At 61.6% G+C, this 19049-nt stretch carries 17 protein-coding genes; 7 read left to right on the top strand and 10 right to left on the bottom strand.

What is annotated here, in order from left to right; genetic code table 11:
• Nucleotides 1–11 precede the first annotated feature (11 nt).
• The 3 genes from A3862_RS04490 to A3862_RS04480 are packed head-to-tail and all read right to left on the bottom strand — an operon-like array spanning nt 12 to nt 2940.
• A complete protein-coding gene (locus A3862_RS04490) occupies nt 12–1358 on the bottom strand; it encodes an FMN-binding glutamate synthase family protein (RefSeq protein WP_111473285.1) in 1347 nt (448 codons plus the stop codon).
• Complete coding sequence (locus A3862_RS04485; RefSeq protein WP_111473284.1) at nt 1358–2047, bottom strand: protein glxC; 690 nt, start codon at nt 2045–2047, stop codon at nt 1358–1360. Before A3862_RS04485 ends, A3862_RS04490 begins: the two co-directional genes overlap by 1 nt.
• On the bottom strand, nt 2047–2940 hold the full coding sequence (locus tag A3862_RS04480) for a class II glutamine amidotransferase (RefSeq protein WP_111473283.1): 894 nt from the start codon (nt 2938–2940) through the stop codon (nt 2047–2049). Before A3862_RS04480 ends, A3862_RS04485 begins: the two co-directional genes overlap by 1 nt.
• Nucleotides 2941–3829: 889 nt before the next feature.
• Between A3862_RS04480 and A3862_RS04475 the strand changes: the two genes are divergently transcribed.
• The 6 genes from A3862_RS04475 to A3862_RS04450 all read left to right on the top strand — a co-directional run bounded on the left by A3862_RS04475 (nt 3830) and on the right by A3862_RS04450 (nt 8795).
• Nucleotides 3830–4135: a hypothetical protein gene (locus tag A3862_RS04475; protein WP_111473282.1), complete on the top strand. Its 306-nt coding sequence runs from the start codon at nt 3830–3832 to the stop codon at nt 4133–4135.
• On the top strand, nt 4132–4533 hold the full coding sequence (locus A3862_RS04470) for a hypothetical protein (protein ID WP_111473281.1): 402 nt from the start codon (nt 4132–4134) through the stop codon (nt 4531–4533). Before A3862_RS04475 ends, A3862_RS04470 begins: the two co-directional genes overlap by 4 nt.
• A gap of 63 nt (nt 4534–4596) precedes the next feature.
• Nucleotides 4597–4767: a hypothetical protein gene (locus A3862_RS31370; protein ID WP_164706336.1), complete on the top strand. Its 171-nt coding sequence runs from the start codon at nt 4597–4599 to the stop codon at nt 4765–4767.
• Nucleotides 4767–6224, top strand: a complete 1458-nt coding sequence (locus A3862_RS04465) for an APC family permease (RefSeq protein WP_111473280.1) — start codon at nt 4767–4769, stop codon at nt 6222–6224. Before A3862_RS31370 ends, A3862_RS04465 begins: the two co-directional genes overlap by 1 nt.
• Nucleotides 6225–6231: 7 nt before the next feature.
• Nucleotides 6232–6924 carry a hypothetical protein gene (locus tag A3862_RS30980; RefSeq protein ID WP_124262923.1) on the top strand — a complete coding sequence of 231 codons (693 nt, stop codon included), beginning with the start codon at nt 6232–6234 and terminating at the stop codon, nt 6922–6924.
• Nucleotides 6925–7778: 854 nt separating this feature from the next.
• Nucleotides 7779–8795 carry a GlxA family transcriptional regulator gene (locus A3862_RS04450; RefSeq protein ID WP_111473277.1) on the top strand — a complete coding sequence of 339 codons (1017 nt, stop codon included), beginning with the start codon at nt 7779–7781 and terminating at the stop codon, nt 8793–8795.
• 22 nt (nt 8796–8817) lie between these two features.
• Here A3862_RS04450 and A3862_RS04445 read toward each other — a convergent pair whose 3' ends face one another.
• The 6 genes from A3862_RS04445 to A3862_RS04420 all read right to left on the bottom strand — a co-directional run bounded on the left by A3862_RS04445 (nt 8818) and on the right by A3862_RS04420 (nt 16255).
• Nucleotides 8818–9867, bottom strand: coding sequence for a ketopantoate reductase family protein (locus tag A3862_RS04445; protein WP_111474297.1), 1050 nt, complete (start codon nt 9865–9867; stop codon nt 8818–8820).
• Nucleotides 9868–10132: 265 nt separating this feature from the next.
• Complete coding sequence (locus tag A3862_RS04440) at nt 10133–10822, bottom strand: helix-turn-helix domain-containing protein (protein ID WP_111473276.1); 690 nt, start codon at nt 10820–10822, stop codon at nt 10133–10135.
• 234 nt (nt 10823–11056) lie between these two features.
• Nucleotides 11057–11665 (bottom strand): sarcosine oxidase subunit gamma, encoded by a 609-nt coding sequence (locus A3862_RS04435; RefSeq protein WP_335645398.1) that lies wholly within the window; start codon nt 11663–11665, stop codon nt 11057–11059.
• A 7-nt stretch (nt 11666–11672) separates the two neighbouring features.
• Nucleotides 11673–14708 carry a sarcosine oxidase subunit alpha family protein gene (locus A3862_RS04430; protein ID WP_111473274.1) on the bottom strand — a complete coding sequence of 1012 codons (3036 nt, stop codon included), beginning with the start codon at nt 14706–14708 and terminating at the stop codon, nt 11673–11675.
• Complete coding sequence (locus A3862_RS04425; RefSeq protein ID WP_111473273.1) at nt 14705–14992, bottom strand: sarcosine oxidase subunit delta; 288 nt, start codon at nt 14990–14992, stop codon at nt 14705–14707. The genes A3862_RS04430 and A3862_RS04425 overlap by 4 nt, the downstream gene beginning before the upstream one ends.
• A 12-nt stretch (nt 14993–15004) precedes the next feature.
• Nucleotides 15005–16255, bottom strand: coding sequence for a sarcosine oxidase subunit beta family protein (locus A3862_RS04420; RefSeq protein WP_111473272.1), 1251 nt, complete (start codon nt 16253–16255; stop codon nt 15005–15007).
• A 104-nt stretch (nt 16256–16359) separates the two neighbouring features.
• Here A3862_RS04420 and A3862_RS04415 point away from each other — a divergent pair, with 104 nt between their 5' ends.
• Nucleotides 16360–17361, top strand: coding sequence for a GlxA family transcriptional regulator (locus tag A3862_RS04415; protein WP_111473271.1), 1002 nt, complete (start codon nt 16360–16362; stop codon nt 17359–17361).
• A 299-nt stretch (nt 17362–17660) separates the two neighbouring features.
• Here A3862_RS04415 and A3862_RS04410 read toward each other — a convergent pair whose 3' ends face one another.
• Nucleotides 17661–18719, bottom strand: coding sequence for a helix-turn-helix transcriptional regulator (locus A3862_RS04410; protein ID WP_111473270.1), 1059 nt, complete (start codon nt 18717–18719; stop codon nt 17661–17663).
• Nucleotides 18720–19049 lie beyond the last annotated feature (330 nt).

The raw sequence follows: 19049 nt of genomic DNA, 5'->3' as shown, positions 1-19049 counted from the left end.
TTGCACTGTTCTCAGAAAGCCGTGTTGCCGGGGACCCAGCCGGTGCCAGCGAGCGGCACCTGAGCCATCGCAGCGGCTTCAATCGTGAGCGCCACCAGATCTTCAGGCTCAAGGTTGTGCAGGTGGCTCTTGCCGCAGGCCCGAGCGATGGTCTGCGCCTCGAGTGTCATGACCGCGAGATAGTTCGCAAGCCGCCGCCCCGCGAGTTCCGGGTCGAGCCGCTTCGAAAGCTCCGGATCCTGCGTCGTAATACCTGCCGGATCCTTACCCTCATGCCAGTCGTCATAGGCGCCAGCCGTTGTGCCCAAGGCTTCGTATTCGGCCTGCCAGCGAGGGTCGTTGTCTCCGAGCGCGATCAGCGCCGCGGTACCGATTGCGACCGCGTCGGCGCCCAATGCCAGAACCTTGGCCACGTCAGCACCCGAGCGGATGCCGCCCGATACAACGAGTTGGACCTTCCGATGCAGGCCGAGATCCTGCAGGGCCTTCACGGCCGGGCGGATTGCCGCCAGCGTTGGGATGCCGACATGTTCGATGAAGACGTCCTGCGTCGCCGCGGTGCCGCCCTGCATACCGTCAAGCACCACCACGTCAGCGCCGGACTTCGCCGCAAGCGCGGTGTCATAGTAGGGCCGCGATGCGCCAACCTTCACGTAGATCGGCTTCTCCCAGTCAGTAATCTCCCTCAGCTCTTCGATCTTGATCTCGAGATCGTCCGGACCCGTCCAGTCCGGATGACGGCAGGCCGAGCGCTGATCGACTCCGGGCGGCAGGCAGCGCATGCCAGCGACGCGCTCAGTAATCTTCTGTCCAAGAAGCATGCCGCCGCCGCCGGGCTTGGCACCCTGACCGATCACAACTTCGATTGCGTCGGCTCTACGCAGGTCGTCTGGGTTCATGCCGTAGCGCGAGGGCAGGTATTGGTAAACGAGCTTCTTTGAGTGACCACGCTCTTCCGGCGTCATACCGCCGTCGCCGGTCGTGGTGGAGGTGCCCGCGAGCGTAGCACCGCGCCCGAGCGCCTCCTTGGCGTTCGCCGAGAGTGAGCCGAAGCTCATGCCGGCGATGGTCACCGGAGTCTTCAGCTCGATCGGCTTCTTCGCAAAACGAGAGCCGAGCACCACCTCGGTGCCGCAGCGCTCGCGGTAGCCCTCCAGCGGGTACCGGCTAATCGAGGCGCCGAGGAACAGAAGGTCGTCGAAGTGCGGCAGCTTGCGCTTGGCGCCAGCGCCTCGGATGTCATAGATGCCGGTGGCCGCGGCGCGACGGATTTCGGACATCACGTCGGGCGTATAAGTCGCGGAGAAGCGCGGCTTGGTGCGCGGGGTGCCGCGTGGATCGTTCGAGTGCTCGGCCATCAGTAGGCTCCGGCGTTGTCGACGTGGAAATGGTAGAGGTTGCGCGCCGAGCCGTAGCGCTTGAACTCGGACGGATCGATTTCGCCCGCGAGTCCGGCGAGCTTCAGTTTGGCGTAGAGCTGCTCGCGGTGCTCGTCGCGCATCTCCTTCTCGATGCAGTCGGCGCCGAGGCTCTTTACCGAGCCTCGAACGAACAGTTTGGCTTCATACAGCGAGTCGCCGAGCGCTTCGCCAGCGTCGCCCAGCACGGTCAGCGTGCCAGCTTGGGCCATGAAGGCCGACATGTGGCCGATCGAGCCCTTCACGACGATGTCGACGCCCTTCATGGAGATGCCGCAGCGAGCACCCGCATTGCCGTCGATCACGAGGAGGCCACCATGAGCCGTGGCGCCGGCCGACTGGCTAGCGTCTCCCCGGACGTGAACGAAGCCGGAAATCATATTCTCGGCGACACCCACCCCCGCGTTGCCATTGATAACAACGCTCGCGAGCTTGTTCATGCCGGCACAGTAGTAGCCGACGTTGCCCTCGATCTCGACGCTAATCGGTGCGTCGAGGCCGGCCGCAATGGCGTGGCGTCCGTCCGGACCCCTCACAGACCAATGCGTCTCGTTGGTGTCCGGCCGCAGCGCATGAAGCGCACGGTTGAGCTCGCGCAAAGGCGCATCGTTCAGGTCATAGGTCGGCATTAGTGGCGCTCCCAGGCGTAGACCTTGGCCGGCTCGGGCTCGAAGACGCGAGCCTTGTCGATGCCGGGTAGGCCGACGAGGGCGCGGTACTCAGAACCGAAGGCAACGTAATCGTCCGTTTCCGCCATAACGGCGGGTTTGCAGGCGATCGGGTCGCGCACGACCGCGAAGCCGGTCTCAGTTCCGACCACGAAGGTGAAGAAGCCGTCGAGGTCGGTCAGGCTCGACTCGAGCGCTTCTTTGAGCGACGCGCCCTCCCGCATGCGCCAGCTCAGGTAGCCGGCAGCAACCTCGGTGTCATTCTTCGTGGCGAAGCTCAGGCCCTCGCGCTCAAGGCGCCGGCGCATGTCGTTGTGATTCGACAACGAGCCGTTGTGCACGAGGCACTCGTCTGAGCCCGTGGAGAACGGGTGTGCGCCGTTCGTGGTCACGGCACTCTCGGTTGCCATGCGGGTGTGACCGATGCCGTGGCTGCCGGACATACCAGCAAGATTAAAGCGCTCGGCGACAGAAGCCGGCAAACCGACCTCCTTGTAGATCTCCATACGGCGGCCCGAGCTGACAACATCGATGCCGGACGTGTTGGCCTTGAGCCACGACCGAATCTGCTCCTCGCGTTCGGCCGGGACGGACAGCACGGTGTGCGTGTCGCGCTCCGTCTTCTCGAAGGTCCGCTTGAGGACCTCCTCAAGACCGGTAACGGCTTTACGCAGCGCGGCCTGATCAGGACCGCGCAAGGTCAGCTTCACGCCCGCGGCATCCGGGCCGTACACCGCGAAGCCGGCACTGTCGGGACCGCGATCGGTCATCGTCTCCAGCATATTAGACAATAGATTGCCAAGCTGCGGCTCAAGCTTGGGGTTTTTCAAAAACAAACCGACAATGCCACACATCGCAAGTTCTCCTTGGCACAGCTCGATGGGAATACTGCTCGCACACTCCGCGCACGTCGTCAACTGTGGGTCACCAAATTTTCTTTGCGGGAAACAAGGCACCGGGGCATCGGGTGGATACGAACCGGTTCGCGGCCATTCGACGTGCGCCCGACGGAGGCCGAAACGGAGCAACAATTTAGGCGGCCCTAATCACTTGCTGTTAGCAACCGCGGCGTTTTCGCAACCCTATTAAGTCCTGCCGGCGCTATAACTCAGCAGCTGCAACAATGAGCCAAAAAATCCTGAGGAGGCCGCAAGGCGGAAGACAGATTATGCATTTTGACAGACGCGGCTTTAGCCTCGACTGTGAGATAAAATTGCCTTCACCGAATCAGCTTTGATTTGAAGTGGTTTAAGCTGCTCGCAATGGGTCCTACGACGAGCGCGACGTTAGCCGGACCACAGGAATATAAGTGCCCAGCGGACGATCGCGCCTTCCTAACGAGAAGCAAACTTTCTCCATAAGCGAGCCGCCGTCAAGCCCTTACGTCGGGCAGAGATGCTAGCAGCCTCATGGGACGGCGAGGCTGTTCGGTTGCCGCTACTGGTGCGAAGACGCGTTCAAGACGTACACGCGGGATGGAATATCGTGCTGCTATTTCAGTGGTTTAGCAAACCCGTCCCGCATCATCTGTCCGCGTCCGTGCACTTGGGCGGACCGCTCAGACGCCACGCCCGTGATGTTCAACGGTGACGCTGGGTAGCCGCGGACAGACCTGCATAAAATTTCGTGTTCGCTCCCGGCCTAACCCGCTTTGGGTCTTGACACAGCCGCCTTTCTGGCAGGATCTTTCCACAAAAGAATGGGCGGTTCCCCGAAAGAAATTATTTTAGTGGAGGGCGTGCCATGCTGCACCAAGATCCCCGGATCTCGTCAATGTTCAAACGTGATTGTGCAGCAGCAGCAAGCTCTGTGTTGGCGGTTTGGCTGCTGTACGCATTCACTTTTTGGAGCATGTGGCGGGTCTTCGAGGAAGCTAATCTGCTGATCCCTATGGCGGCAATCGGGTTTGTCGTTCTGCTGCTCAATACCGCTTCCATCGCTGCTATGATCAAGCACTATGCTGAGGATAAATCGGCAATTTACGGCACTGATATCTTCTATCTCGACCAGCTCCGTGACCTACGTAAGAGCAAGGGAGTGAGCAAGTGAAGAAATTGCCCTACGAGCCGCCCACACAATCTGTTGCCGGTCAGATCTTCGATGCGCTGTTGATGCTCATACTGGTGTTTATTACGCTCTATCTGCCGCTTTGGCTCAAGCTGGCCGGTGGCGGGACGACCACCACTGAATACCCGAACCCTTCATGGCAAGCCCTTCGGCAGAACTCTGTCATGGCGGCACAGTGGGAGAAGCTCGGATTTTCAGCCGAGAAGGCGGCAAGTATTGTCGGTACCCGGTTTGATTATAGTTTTAATTGGATTGCTCTTGCCTTCACTGCACTTATTATCGTTGGATATTTCGTATTCATGTTTGTTTATTCCGATCATGAGTACCGCGATGTTATTGCCGAGCGGTTCGGCGATGATCAAAGCCCCAGGGTGCGCTGAGCTCAGCCTCGTTGCGGGCGCAATCTGGATCGGCCTTACTTCCTTCCTGCGAGGACACTCGTCATGGTCGACATCATGAACTGGAGCGCCTGGGCGATAGCCGGTGCGCTTGCGCTATGGATGAGCGTCAATCTCATTCGCACCAACAAAGCTTTCAGCGAGGACTATCTCCTTTCCTCCGAGGAAGGAGAGATCGTGGATGCCGACGTCGGCGAGACGGCAGCGAGGTCGTGATGCAGAACGTTCAGGTCGCTCCCCGAGCGGGGGTCCACGCCCCTGACATCCGGCTGGCAGAAACCCCTTTGGTGGCGCCAGCTGCACCGGCGAAGAAAATCGCGCTCCTTCGTGTACTCGGGCCCGGTCACGTCTGGGCACTTGGGGTTGGGATCGTTCTCGTCGGCGAGTTCATGGGTTGGAACTTCGCCGTCGGTAAAGGGGGGCCGGTCGCGGCACTCACTGCCTGCTGGCTCGCCGGCATCCTTTACACCTGCGTGGCGATGATCGACTCAGAGATCACCTCGACGGTGGCCGCCGCCGGGGGTCAATATGCGCAGGCCAAGCACATCATCGGGCCCCTCGCTGCTTTCAACGTCGGCCTTTACCTTGTGATGGCCTACACCATGCTTGAGGTCTCGAACGCCATCGTGACGGGCGACCTCATTGAGGCGTTCCTGACCAACCTCGGCGTGGCTGGCGCCGTCGACAAGCGCGCCTTCATGGTGCTCACCATTGTGGCGCTCGCGTTCCTGAACTATCGCGGCGTGCTCGCCTCGCTCACCATGAATCTCCTGATCACGGCCGCAGCTTTCCTCGCCATCGTGGTTCTTTTCGTGGCTGCGCAACCGTGGGCCCCGGGCGCGGTGCTGCAGCACGACGCGCTCCTTGTCGGCCTGCCCTACGGCAACCTCGGCATTCTGGCGGCCATGCATTTCGGCCTGTGGTTCTATCTTGGGATTGAAGGAACGACCCAAGCGGCCGAAGAGGTTCGCTCCCCAGCCCGCGCCCTACCGCTTGGCACCATGACGGGCATGATCACGCTCCTCATTGCGGCGACCGCCACTTGGTACGTCTGTTCCGGCCTGATGCCCTGGGAATATCTCGGACAGGCTGTGACGCCGCTCTACGATGCGGGAAGGCTCACGGGGAACCGCTGGCTCGAGGTCTTCCTGTTCTTTGGGACGCTGTTCGCCACCGTCGCTTCTGCCAATGGCTGCATCAACGACGCGTCCAGAGCCTGGTTCGCAATGGGTCGCGACCGCTATATGCCGGCGTGGTTCGGTGCCGTGCACCCAGTCTACCACACCCCATACCGCTCGATTGTGTTCTTCGTCCCCGTAGCGATCATGTTCGCGGTCTCGACTCCCCTCGACCAGACCATCACCTTCTCGATCTTGTCGGGGCTGCTCGGCTACACCTTGATGGCGCTCTCCATCATCCTGTTCCGCCGCAAGTGGCCGCTGGGAACCATTCAGCGAGGCTACGTTCATCCGCTGCACCCGCTGCCCTCCCTGCTGCTACTGCTCCTGTGCAGCGTGACTTATCTCGCAGTCTTCCTCGGCTACGGGACGCAGCTTGTCGCGATGATGGCCTTCTACATCGCAGCTTCGGCGTGGTTCGTCCTGCACCGCTACAAATATGTTCGGCGCGGCGACCAGTTCACGATGCATTGGCCGAAGCCGAAGGGCTACTAAGGCCGACATGATTGAGTTCCTCGCCCTCCCGATTTTTGGTGCCGCCGGCTACGCGCTCTGCCGGCGTGCACTGGCGGCGTCGGCATGGCGGGCGGGGATGCTCGAGCCCTGCGGCTCGGTCTTAGCAGAACCGGTCTACGGTCGTGACCCTACCGGCTATGGCACACTTAAGGGGCGCTACGCAGGCCTTCCAGTAGAGATCCGGCTAATCCCCGAAGCGCTCGCCTTCCGGCGCCTACCACAGCTCTGGCTCAGCGTTTCTGTGCACCACTCGACAGGACGTTCGGAGATTCTCGACGTTCTACGCCGCGTAGCCGGCGTTGAGTTCTATGCGCCGGGATCCGACCATCTAGCCCGCTACCCCGTCCCGCCCGGCTGGCCGGACGAGACGTTGGTGCGCGGCTCACGAGGAGCCAACGGTCTGCTTCACTACGTCGACGCTCCTATCGCGAAGATCCTTGCCGAGCCACGCGTGAAAGAGGTGCTGCTCACGCCTCGAGGAGTCCGAATTGTGACTCAGCTCTGCCAGGGCGAGCGCGGTGCCTATCTGCTCCTGCGCGAGAACCGGTTTCCGGTCCCGTATGTCGGTCCGGAGCTTCTCCAGCCACTGCTCGCCCAGGCCACTAACCTGGCGCAACATCTCATCGATCAAGGCGCAGCCCATGAACCTGACGACGCCCGTGCGCGCACCGCAGCCTAACCCATACCTTGTCCTTGCAGCGGCACTTCTGCTGCCCGGTGTGGGTCATGTCCTAGTCGGCAAAACACAGCGGGGACTAGGATTCGCATTTTTCACCCTGGTCGGTGCCTGGCTGACCACAAAATTTGCTGCGCCGGACGTCGGTGTTATCGGACGCCATGCGGCGGGTTTCTTCGTTTGGGCTTTGTCGGTCCCCGATGCCTATCGCAGTGCACGACTTCGGGGGCTGAATTTGTCCAGCACCGCCGTATCTGCGCCTCTCGTCCGCTCGATACCGTAATTTCTGCCTACCAGAACCAGCACCGCCGTTGCCGTACTGGGCTCACCTGTTCGGCGCCCGACTCCGCCGCGGACGGGTGCGGGCCACCACTCCGGGATGTGACGCAGGCCATCCAATGACGGGTCTTGCGGCCGGATTGAGCGGACCGCGCGCTCCACATGGTTACGACGCCCGATGGCGGGTGATGCGTCGGCCATTGAGGCCAACCGCGTCAACGTCCACGATTCGACGGCTATGCTGTGGCAAAGCATAAGGCCCTCCAAGTTCGGAGTTGGTGACCAAGGAGGCGATCTTCTTCCGAGCTGTCGAGAGCCCGAACGGAGCAGCCGTATCCAGACTGCCCTAGGACGTATGCGAGCGCCGCTGACCTCGTGTACTGGTAGAGCGTCGAGCACCGCTGCTCCGAGCCAGGGCTGATGTTGATACATCCATTTGAATGAGTGATGTCCCGGTGCAAAGTTCGAGCGGCCGCTGCCGAGGTGGCGTAACAGCTTCCAGCGACGACCAACGCTGTCTGGGTTCTTGGGTGAATTTGCCGCCGCAGGCGGCATACTAGTTCCGACAGTCAATCAAAATGAGCGTGAAGGTTTTGACACAGGAGATTGGGTTTATCCTCATTCCAGGCTTCGCATTGATGTCTTTCGCTGCCGCCTGCGAACCTTTTCGGGCGGCGAACCACCTCGCTGGCAGTTTTCTATACCGCTTACGTTTCTTCGGTGAGGGAACCGCCGGTCGCGTTGCAGCGTCGTCCGGCGCTGAAATTCCTGTTGAGCCATTACCGTCAGACCAATGCCCGTTGCACACGGTCTTCGTTTGTGCAGACGGGGAACCAGTGGCATGGCGGAGACCGGCTGTTTATGCCGTTCTGCAATGTTTGGCTCGCCGCGGAACCCGCATTGGCGGTATATCGGGCGGGCCGTATGTGATGGCGGCAGCAGGGCTTCTTGAAAACTCTGGCTTTACTGTAAGCAGGGAACATGCCGCTGCTCTGACAGAAACGTTTCCTGACTTGACCCCGGAACTCGCCCGCTTTGTTCATGCGGGAGATCGCGTGACCTGCGCTGGCGGCGTTGCCGGTCTTGACATGACACTCGCGCTTATCGCTGATCGCCTGGGTGAGGATTTTGTAAAGCGGATATCGGACCAGCTTCTCCACACCAGGCCTAACGCGCCAGCACACATGCAGGGCGCCTCTCTCGCCGAGCGTTATGGCGCTCATCACCCTGCATTGGTCGCAGCCATCGAAATCATGCAGAGCACTATGGTGGCACCTCTCAGCCGGAGTGACATGGCTGCACGCGTCGGGCTGAGCGAGCGCCAACTCGATCGCCTTTTCCGCGAGAAGCGGCAGTGCAGCTTTTCAGAACAGTACCGGGCGATCCGGGTGAGCCATGCCAAGCGGCTACTGCGTCAGAGCTGCCTGTCAGTCGGAGATATCGCCACGGCGACAGGATTCTCAAGCACCGCGCATTTCTCGCGAAGCTACCGGGCCTATTTCGGCTATAGCCCATCGATAGAACGGCTGCCTGAAGCGGCCTTTCCCGTCGGCGCCCGTAAGGCGGAGCGCGAGGGGAACGCAGTTCCGCGCTGATGCCCTAACAGGCCCCGACGAGTCAGCCGGCCAGAACCCGGTCGCCAAGCTTGTGGTCGACGATCTCGACCGTGCGGTCGATCTCGGCATTCGGCGCGCCGAGCTGGTGCGCGATCAGCTTCACCAGAAGGTCGACGCGCTCGATGTAGGGGGCGCCGTTCGCCACGGCCCGCGCGGCCGAGGACGGCTTCAGCAGGCTCTCGGCGGCCTTGGCGTATTTCTCGAACGGCACCTGATCGGCCGGGTCGGCGCCGAGCTTCCGGGCGATGCCGTCGACGTGGTCGTAGATCGCCCGCGACCGCGCCAGATCGCCGTGGACGGCGTCGTGGATCGATTGCGGCTCGCCGGGCGTGATGCAGCGGTAATTGCCGGTGAGCAGCATCGACCACTTGGCCAGCGGCACGAACAGCGAGTCGAACACCTTGAGCTTCACCGGGACGTCCTGCCCGTCGAGGCGCACGGCGTCGATATCGGCCTCCAGCTCGCGGAGCAGGCGGTTATGCGCCTCGTCGGCGAAGGTCGCGGCCTTGAAGTTCGTCGGCAGCCCGACATGGAGGACGTTCGCCTCCTCCTCGGGCGGCCGGAAGGCCTGCGGATCCGGCGAGCACAGCGACACCAGCCCCGGCTCGAACCGGTCCCAGACGCCGGCATTGGTGTAGGCGTCCTCAAGATCCATGGCGGCGAGCCCCGGAATCCGCTTGAGGTAGGGCAGCGGCGGCATGTTCATGATCGACAGGCACGGCAGCTTCGCCGCCGCGATCTTGATCATGAGGACGCGGATCGTGTGGTTGTTGTACTGCGGCTCCTGCATGGCGAGACCGACGAGATCGTAGCGCGACACGTCGACCTCTTCCGGCGGCATGGCATCGACCTTCCCGGGCAGGTCGCGCGAGTGAATCGCGCGGTGCTCCTTCTCGTCGCGCAGCTTGATGCGGACCTCGGTCCCCTCGCGGTTGATCAGGTCCGCGGTCTTGCGCCGGCACACCAGGGTCACGTTGTGACCGGCCATCAGGAGCTTGGTCCCCAGAAGCGAGCCGTAGGAGGCTCCCAGGATCAAAATGCGGCGTGTCACGGCCAATCCCACAATTCCTTTTACAAGCTGGTCTCAACGCCAACGATTTTCGACCTGGCGTTCCAGATGAGGTGCGCGGAGCTGCTAAGGATCCGGCTCGGATGAGGTTCGCAACTAACTGCGGAGAGTGGCTGAAAACCCTGTTGTCAATACTCGCAGGCTGCTGCAGTTGTAGCCAAAACCTCAAAGGATTTATCATATTGATTCGAAAAGCTACCCACCAAACAAGGCAACCGACGACACAAGTCGGGCACAGCATGCCACATCAAGCGGGACTACTGGGGTATATGATGATCGCGATGTATGTCATTGGCGTTCGTACAAGCTTAACTGGCCCGTGCAGTCCCGCCGAGTCAAACATCAGCGAATCACCAGGCTTGAGGCAGTAATCCTGATTGGCGTGTCTGTAGATCACCTCTCCGGTTAGCATATAGATAAATTCAATGCCGGCATGGCGAAAACTCGTGTAGGGCTCGGCGTCCTCTTCAAGCGTGATGAGGTAAGGCTCGACGACAACGTCCCCCCTTAATGACGCCCCCAGCAGCTCGTAAATATGCCCGGCCTTCGTACCGCCTCTCTCGATCAGAACTCCCTGCCCACCTTTCACAAAAGAGCAGTCACGCTTCTCCTCGAAGGTAGAGAATAGAGAACTGAGCGGCACATTGAGAGCAATTGCGAGCGCGTTGATTGTCGACAGTGAAGGAGATATCTGACCGTTCTCAATTTTCGAAATCATGGCGAGGGAGATACCCGCGGCCTGCCCGAGTTCCGCAGCAGTGAGATCGCGCTCGCGTCGGAGAATTCGTACCTTGTGCCCGAGTGCTTTTTCTAGGGGCCTTGCACTCTCCTGCGGAGCACTGGACGCCGTCGTGAGCTCCACCCCGGGAAACGGTGAGACCGATTTTATCCGGTCACGGGAGCTCGGCGGCACGGAAGATTTGGTGACCTGCGACATATGCCTACCTTCGCCTCATTCCGACAGAACAGGTGATGTTCTGCACTGGCGTGTCGTGGAGAGCCGCAGCATCTGCTATAAATGCAGTGGCCCCGCCGGGATGGGCTGCGGTCGGTCGGTCGGCGATGCGGATGTCGGAGGGTGTTCGTAAGTCACCTCCGATGGACATGGCCGCCGGCGACGCGAGGTCTGCTGGCGGACCATCCAATTGTTCGATATTTTAGCCCTGACAGATCAATGCGCTGGTGCGCGCTCGACCTCGTACCCGAACTCCGCCGCGGCGTGAGTTAGCCAAGACCAGAAGCTATCTGCGAAGCTGCGCGCGACGGTGATGTCGTAAATCGGCGCCTCATCTCGCTGCCAGATCTGCACGTTGATGTGGGCGATGTTCGTAACCGCAGCTTGCCCGCTTCGAAAGACGCGCGGATGCAGGTCGATCGCCATGCCCTTGGCCAGCATCGCGCGGGCTTGTCGGCCTGAGACTCGCACCACGGCGCGTCCATCACTCTGGTCGGTTACCGCCGCCACTCCACGTAGAGCCTCTATGGCAGCCGCCACATCCCGGCGGGAAGCGGAGACTAAAAGCCACTGGCCGGGTGCCGACCAGACAAGGCCTTTCTCGCCTACGATGCTCGTTTTTCCGGCTTCGGGTAGGAGCCAGCCAAGCTGTTCCGCCAAGATCTGCCGGAGCTGGGCCTCCTGGCCATCCGCTACGATGATTGTAGCGAGCCCAATCTCATCCCGAAGTGAGAGCCGGATACCCGCCTCGCCCTGTAAGCGGCCGTGCCGCCCAACTCGAGCGACCCCCGCCCAGGCGCTGCGGGGCTGCCACGCGTTCGTCATCACTGCCTCAGACACGCAGCTTCTCCTCTTTCGGGTCCACGAAGGCGGCCGAGCAGATCTCGACTTCGATGTCCCCGCCGCGCACGGGATCATAGGCACGCACCCGCTCACCGTGGCGCTCAGGCCCGCGCCGGATCAGGCCGATGCCCACCCAATGGCCGAGACTGGGTGAGTAGGCCACCGAGGTCATGTAGCCTTCGTCAGCACCTAGGCTCGGCTCTGCGCCAACGGCGAGGAAGTGGGCGCCGGCACGCAGTCGCTGCGCCGGATCAACCGGACGGAAGCCCACAAGGATCGGGCGATCAGGATCGGTCAGCGCGGGCCGCTCCTTCATCAGGCGCCCGATGTAGTCCTTCTTCTTGGCCAGCATACCCCCGAGGCCGAGATCGCGCGCGGTGGTCTGCCCGTTGACCTCGGCGCCCGCTGCATGGCCTTTTTCGATGCGCATCACCGAGAGCGCCTCGGAGCCGTAAGCCGTGATCCCATGGAGCGATCCCGCCTGCATGATCGCCCGCCAAGCGGCGTCGCCGTAAGCCGCTGGCACCGCGAGTTCGTAGGCAAGTTCACCCGAGAAGGAGATCCTGAACAGGCGCGCCGGGATACCCCCGCCCACTGTTACGTCAGCACAGGCGAGGAACGGGAATGCCTCGTTGCTGATGTCAAAGCCGGGATCGATGACGCCGCGCAAAGTGTCACGAGCACGCGGTCCGGCGACGGCATACTGCGCCCACTGTTCGCTGATCGAGGCGAGCTGCACATCGAGCTCTGGCCAGAGCCATTGGCGACAGAACTCGAGGTGCTGCATTACTCTCGCCGCATTCGCGGTAGAGGCTGTCATGACGTAATGCGTGTCGGCCATTCGGGCGATGGTACCATCGTCCATAACGAGGCCATCCTCGCGCAAGAGCACCGCGTAGCGCGCTTTGCCCACGGTCAGCGTCCCGAATGGATTGGCACACACGCGCTCGATGAATGCCAGCGCATCGCGACCCTGGATGTCGATCTTACCGAGCGTAGTGACGTCGCAGACACCGACTTTGCTGCGGACGGTGTTGACCTCGCGGTTCACGGTCTCGAGCCAGTCGGTCTCCCCGGCTTTCGGGAAGTAGGCCGGGCGCAGCCATAGGCCAGTCTCGACGAAGACCGCGCCTTGCTCCTGGCACCACGCGTGCGAGGGTACGTAGCGGGTAGCCCGGAACTCCTTACCACGATGATGACCCGCGAAAGCGCCGATCGCCACTGGGGTGAAGGGCGGACGGAACACGGTCGTGCCGACGCTCGGCACCGCTTGGCCTGTCAATTCGGCCATGATGCTCAACCCGGCCAAATTCGACGTTTTGCCCTGGTCAGTGGCCATACCGAGAGTGGTGTAGCGCTTGAGGTGTTCGACTGCTCGGAAGCCCTCGCGATGGGCGAGTTCCACGTCCGAGGCCGCCACATCGTTCTGGAAGTCCACGAATGCTTTGCCCTTGGGCTTGGCAACCCTCCAGAGAGGGGTGTGCTCGGTACTCTCGGGGTCCGTCTTGAGGCGGTCGGAAGCCGCCGCCTTGAAGCCAGACTCGGCTGCAGCTTCAGCACCAGCTCGCGAGCCGGTCTCCAGACACTCAGCCAGAGTCAATCTACCGGCAGCCGCGCCAACCGCGACCATGCCGGAGGGCAGCGTGGCCGGCACGAAAGCGTGAATAGCTTCGTTCCAGACCGGGCGGCGTGACAGATGCGAGTCGAGATGAACGATGGGATTCCAGCCATTGGCCATCGCGAGGCAGTCACAGGCGATGGTTTCGGAACTGCCATATTCGTCAACGACCTCGACGGCCTCGAGCGACAGCTTTCCTTTGGTTCCGGAGACGTAGCCGCCGGTGACGACCCGCGCCCCTGCAGCTTCGGCCTCGCGCCGCAGCGCCGACGAAACGGACGACCGGGAGTCGATGACCGCGACGACCTGCCCCCCCGCAGCCTTGACGTCGCTGAGCGTACGCCAGCCATCATCACTTGAGGTGAAGATGGCAACGCGCCGGCCTGGAAGGACACCGTAGCGGTTGAGGTAGGCCCGTACGGCACCCGCCAGCATCACGCCCGGCCGGTCGTTGCCACCGAAAACGTGCGGACGCTCGATCGCGCCGGCGGCGAGCACGGCACGCTTTGCTGTGATACGCCATAGGCGCTGTCGCGGAGCGTTGTCAGCGGGTATGGCCAGGTGGTCGCTGACGCGCTCGACAGCCCCGTAAGAGCCGTGATCGTAGACACCGAACAGGGTCGTGCGGCTGAGGATGCGCACCTCTGCCATACTCTGCAGCTCGGCGACCGCCTCCTCTGCCCAATCCACGCCGGAGCCGGACCCGATTTCGCGGCGCTCAGAGAGCAGACGGCCTCCAAGCTGGTAATCCTCATCGACCAGTATGACCCGCGCGCCTGAGCGCCCAGCCTCGAGCGCCGCTGCCAGGCCGGCCGGGCCAGCCCCGATGACCAGCACGTCGCAAAAGGCGTGCTCCCGATCATAGGTGTCGGGATCAGGCGCATTCGCTGCTCGGCCGAGCCCCGCCGCGCGCCGGATCATGGGCTCGTAGAGCTTCTCCCAGAAGGAGGCCGGCCACATGAAGGTCTTATAGTAGAAACCCGCCGCGAAGATCGGGCTCAGAAGCGCGTTGACCGCCAACGCATCGTGTTTCAGCGACGGCCATCGGTTCTGGCTTACTGCCTCGAGCCCTTGGTAAAGCTCGGCTACAGTGGCGCGCGTGTTCGGCTCGCGGCGCGCACCCGTGCGCAACTCAACGATTGCGTTCGGCTCCTCCGAGCCCGCCGAGAGGATGCCGCGCGGGCGGTGGTACTTGAACGAACGCCCGACAAGACGCACGCCATTGGCGAGAAGTGCCGAGGCCAGCGTGTCGCCCTGAAAGCCCGTGTAGCGGGCACCGTCGAAGCTGAAGTCGAGGGTGCGACGCCTGTCGATTAGGCCGCCGCTCACGGTGCGGAACGCTTGGGTGCGGCCAGCAGAAACTGCGGCGACGTCGGCTTCCGAGCGCCTCAGGCTGATGGTGGTCATGCGGCCTCTCCCATCCGACGGGTGCGGGCGACGTCGCGGGCAGGCGAAACGTCAGTGATTGTATGGGTTCGAGTATCACGGGTGACGACGAGCCAAGTCCGGCAGCCGGCCGCGTGATACCAGAGCTCGCGGTGCTCGCCCGCGGGATTGTCGCGCAGGTAGACGTAGTCGTGCATGGCGGAGGCGTCCGCCTCCATACCATCGGGACGCGTCAGCGTCGCATCGCCAAAATAGCTGAACTCGCCGTTGTCCCGCTCGCCGCAGTAGGGGCATCGAATGCGCATGATCTTTGACCCTCAGTGCAGGTTCGGCTGGGCACCCATGCCCTTCTCGTCGATGATGTGGCCGGTGGAGAAGCGGTCGAGGCGGTAGGCTGCTGCGTCCGCGTGCGGTTCGTCGCGGGCAATCAGGTGGGCAAAGCAGAACCCTGCAGCCGGCGTCGCCTTGAAGCCGCCGTAGCACCAGCCCGCATTCAGGTAGAGGCCGCGGATGTCGGTGCGGTCGATGATCGGGCTTCCGTCCATCGACATGTCCATGATGCCGCCCCAGTGGCGCAGGAGCCGCAAGCGACCAAGGCCCGGCCAGAGAGCCATGCCTCCTTCCATGACATCCTCGATCGTGTGGAGATTGCCGCGCTGCGCATAGGAGTTGTAGCCGTCGATGTCGCCACCGAACACGAGTCCGCCCTTGTCCGACTGGCTGACGTAGAAGTGACCCGCACCGAAGGTCATCACGCAGTCGATGAGAGGCTTCACGCCCTCGCTCACGAAGGCCTGCAGCACGTGGCTCTCGATGGGCAGCCGCATGTCGACCATGGACGCGAGCAACGAACTGGAGCCGGCCACCGACAACGCGACCTTCTTGGCGCGAATGAAGCCACGGCTCGTATCGACGCCAACGACGTGACCGTTCTCACGTCGGATGCCCGTGACAGCGCAGTTCTGGATAATATCGACGCCACGTTGGTCCGCCGCGCGGGCGTAACCCCAGGCGACCGCATCGTGCCGCACGGTGCCGCCCCGGCGCTGCAGGAGTCCGCCCTTCACGGGAAACCGCGCGTTGTCGAAATCGATGAACGGCACCATGGCGCGCACCCCCTCGCGGTCGAGGAGTTCAGCGTCGATGCCCGCCATCCGCATAGCGTTACCGCGGCGCGCATAGGCGTCGCGCTGTCCGTCTGAATGGTAAAGGTTCAGCACGCCTCGCTGGCTGATCATCGCGTTGTAATTGATATCCTGCTCCAGCCCCTCCCAGAGCTTCATGGAGTGCTCGTAGAAGGGAATGTTGCCGGGCAGCCCGTAGTTCGAGCGCACGATTGTGGTGTTGCGACCAACATTGCCCGAACCGATGTGACTCTTCTCGAGCACAGCCACGTTGGTGATGCCATGCACCTTGGCCAGGTAATAGGCCGTGGCAACGCCGTGTCCGCCGCCGCCCACAATGACGACGTCGTATTCTGCCTTGGGCGCTGCATCGCGCCACTGAGGCTTCCAGTCCTTCTGGCCTCGTAAGGCCTGGCCTAGAACGCTGAAGACGGAATAGCGCATGATATAGCCGTTTGCGGTGGCAGCGGTGTGTTGAAGCCTTGATAACCCCCAACCGGGGAGGCAAGCTGGCAATTTGCGACAACATCTCAGCAGATCCCGCAGAAATGAGTGGTGAAGCTCCGGCCTCCACCCGCACAAAGCCGGGGCGCAAGGCGGCGAAGGTTGAGGCTCCATCGACCCTGACGGTCGGCTTTGTGCTCGTGCCCGACTTCCCGCTGATGGCCTACACAGCGGCGATCGAGCCACTGCGAGCGGCCAACACTCTGTCGGCTTGCCGACTGTACGACTGGTGGCACGCGGCGCCGGGCGGTGGCGTCGTCAGAGCTTCGAATGGCGTTACCATCCTGCCAGATGTCGAGGTGGGTGCTACAGCACGGGATGCCGACTGGATCTTTGTCTGCGCCGGCGGCAACCCGGCCGAATTCGACGATCCTGCCTTATCGGCCTGGCTGCGCGATCTTGCGCGCCGAGGTGTGACCATCGGGGGGATTTCAGGCGGTCCCTACATATTGGCCCGGGCAGGACTCCTCGACGGGCGTCGCTGCACCTTGCATTGGGAGCATGTTCCAGCCTTCGAGGAGCGCTACCCGTCGATTGAGGTCGTACGCTCACTCTTCGAGATCCACGGCGATCGCATCACGTGCTCTGGGGGAATTGCAGCCCTGGACCTCATGCTGAACCTGATCGAGCGCGACCATGGCGCTGGGCTCGCTGCAGGCGTCAGTGACTGGTTCCTCCATAACCAAATCCGCGAAGGACTGAGTCCACAGCGGATGGACCTGCGTGAACGCTTCCGCGTGCGTGACCCACGGCTGCTTCGTGTGCTCGGGGCAATGGAAGCGAACCTGGAGACACCGTTACCGCGCGCCACACTGGCGAACCTCGCACGGGTCTCAGTGCGGCAGCTGGAGCGGTTATTCCACGATCTCCTCGGCCAGGGACTCCATCGGCACTATCTGAACCTGCGCCTTGATAGGGCGCACCAACTCGGCCGGGAGAGCTCCTTGAGCCGATCTGAAATTGCGACTGCAACCGGCTTTGCAAGTTCCGGCGAGCTAACACGAGCCGAGCGCCGGCGACGATCGCAAGCGGCGGCATCAGATTGAGGTACACTCAACGAACGGAATAGCCCCCTTTCGCTCCGAACCGAGGCCCCCTGTGCGGCGCCTCTAGCCCACTCGAGATCAAGTAGCGCTTCAGATCCTTCCCGAGCTCAAAGCCAACACAAACACCGATTCGACAGGAGGTGATCTCGCCGGCCGATCTGGTGTACCCCCGCCTCAAACCCGACCTCGTAACCCACTGCTGCTCCGGTAGCCCGGCCTATGAACCGGCTTGACGACGAGCCTTCACGGAAACTCCCATGTCCTGCCGCGCGGAACGAAGCGAGCCGCACTGTTCCCCGTCATTGCGGAGGAAAAAACTGGCCAAGTCTTTTTATGAGGTAACGTTCGGACGTAACCTCGGCCTTACGATAAATTCTTATCTTGCAATTTTTGACAGAACCCTTGCTGATCTTCAACTTCTGGGCGATCTGACCAGTATTGTCACCTTTCAAGATTAGACTCAATATTCCCCGCTCACGCGGAGTGAGCGCCTGAATAATGGCTGCAGCTGCCTGATAATCGACCGGCGCATCCGGGGAAGCTGATTTTGGCTCAAGGGTGAATATACGGCCTCCCGGGGCCAGCAGGAAGTTACGGTCAAATGACTCCGTTCTCAGCAAAAAGTCCCTGGTCGACACCGTCTGAAAATCGGCATTCCCGTTTATAGTTTCAAGCATGGAATAAATAGATGGATCGGCAGTTTGGGCAAGCGCCCACGACTCATTCGCATAAACCTCCGCTCCAAAACGATCACGGATCAAGGTCGGACGAATAATTAAATCCGACGACTTTCCGGAGTCGGTATAACGGAGGTTGTTGAACAGCTGACCTAGGTGGCTCTTGTGAAAACCCTCGAGTGCAGGGAAAATCAGCTTCGCGCGCCGGACGTCAGCTGAGGTAAAAAATCCTTTTTCGCGCTCAAGAAATACGCCGAAACAACAATGTCCGACCGTCGAAAAAATTATTCCCATTTCATCTGTAACATTAGCGGCGGCAGTGAAAATCTTAGCGTAAAGATCCGATTCTTGCCCGGTTCCTGTCAGTTGTGCGAGGGTTAGCACGCCGGAGCGGCCGAATTTCTTCCAATAGAGTGAAAACGGGTCAATGTACAAACATTTTTTATTATAAATATCTACGGCGCGCTGCGGAACATTGGAGGTATATAAAACATCGGGCGGCGCAACCCGTGAATACCTGATGATCCAACCCGAATCGGTCTGAATGCATCGTCCGAGCAGATGAAGCAGGCTCTGATGGAAGCCATCAGTCCCGATCGATGCTGCCAGTCCGCCAAGCTCTTTGAACCACTCACCGTCGGTGAGCTGCAGCGACTTTATCTCTGAACCTTCGTCACTCATTCCCCGGGTGCCTGTACGCTCGCGCTCCCCCATTCTCGCAGATGGCGGAGCCTCCTCGGGGCGAACCTATTAGCACTTTCGGGCCTGCTCAAGGTTGTGGCAAGCCACCCTACCAGGCAGGGAGAGCCTCTTCAAAATGAGGTCGCAAATCTACGGCCAGATACGCGCCATCAAAGTCACAATCTTGCGACCACACTCCTGGGTCCGCTGGGTCAAAGCGGTGCCACAAGTTGAGCTCCGATGGTAGAGCTGTTTGGAAGACCAGCTGTTAAGACAAGGTTGCCGGCGGACTCGTTCTTCGGTGCCGGCACGGATCTCCGTCCCCGTGGC

It is taken from the genome of Methylobacterium sp. XJLW (assembly GCF_003254375.1).
In the GTDB taxonomy this organism is placed as follows: Bacteria; Pseudomonadota; Alphaproteobacteria; order Rhizobiales; family Beijerinckiaceae; genus Methylobacterium; species Methylobacterium fujisawaense.
This window is presented reverse-complemented; position numbering and strand designations above follow the sequence as displayed.

Coding starts and splice junctions, on each gene's coding strand:
- A3862_RS04490 (WP_111473285.1), bottom strand. CDS start 1,358: ATGGCCGAGCACTCGAACGATCCACGCGGCACCCCGCGCACCAAGCCG.
- A3862_RS04485 (WP_111473284.1), bottom strand. CDS start 2,047: ATGCCGACCTATGACCTGAACGATGCGCCTTTGCGCGAGCTCAACCGT.
- A3862_RS04480 (WP_111473283.1), bottom strand. CDS start 2,940: ATGTGTGGCATTGTCGGTTTGTTTTTGAAAAACCCCAAGCTTGAGCCG.
- A3862_RS04475 (WP_111473282.1), top strand. CDS start 3,830: ATGCTGCACCAAGATCCCCGGATCTCGTCAATGTTCAAACGTGATTGT.
- A3862_RS31370 (WP_164706336.1), top strand. CDS start 4,597: ATGGTCGACATCATGAACTGGAGCGCCTGGGCGATAGCCGGTGCGCTT.
- A3862_RS04465 (WP_111473280.1), top strand. CDS start 4,767: ATGCAGAACGTTCAGGTCGCTCCCCGAGCGGGGGTCCACGCCCCTGAC.
- A3862_RS30980 (WP_124262923.1), top strand. CDS start 6,232: ATGATTGAGTTCCTCGCCCTCCCGATTTTTGGTGCCGCCGGCTACGCG.
- A3862_RS04450 (WP_111473277.1), top strand. CDS start 7,779: ATGAGCGTGAAGGTTTTGACACAGGAGATTGGGTTTATCCTCATTCCA.
- A3862_RS04440 (WP_111473276.1), bottom strand. CDS start 10,822: ATGTCGCAGGTCACCAAATCTTCCGTGCCGCCGAGCTCCCGTGACCGG.
- A3862_RS04435 (WP_335645398.1), bottom strand. CDS start 11,665: ATGACGAACGCGTGGCAGCCCCGCAGCGCCTGGGCGGGGGTCGCTCGA.
- A3862_RS04430 (WP_111473274.1), bottom strand. CDS start 14,708: ATGACCACCATCAGCCTGAGGCGCTCGGAAGCCGACGTCGCCGCAGTT.
- A3862_RS04425 (WP_111473273.1), bottom strand. CDS start 14,992: ATGCGCATTCGATGCCCCTACTGCGGCGAGCGGGACAACGGCGAGTTC.
- A3862_RS04420 (WP_111473272.1), bottom strand. CDS start 16,255: ATGCGCTATTCCGTCTTCAGCGTTCTAGGCCAGGCCTTACGAGGCCAG.
- A3862_RS04415 (WP_111473271.1), top strand. CDS start 16,360: ATGAGTGGTGAAGCTCCGGCCTCCACCCGCACAAAGCCGGGGCGCAAG.
- A3862_RS04410 (WP_111473270.1), bottom strand. CDS start 18,719: ATGAGTGACGAAGGTTCAGAGATAAAGTCGCTGCAGCTCACCGACGGT.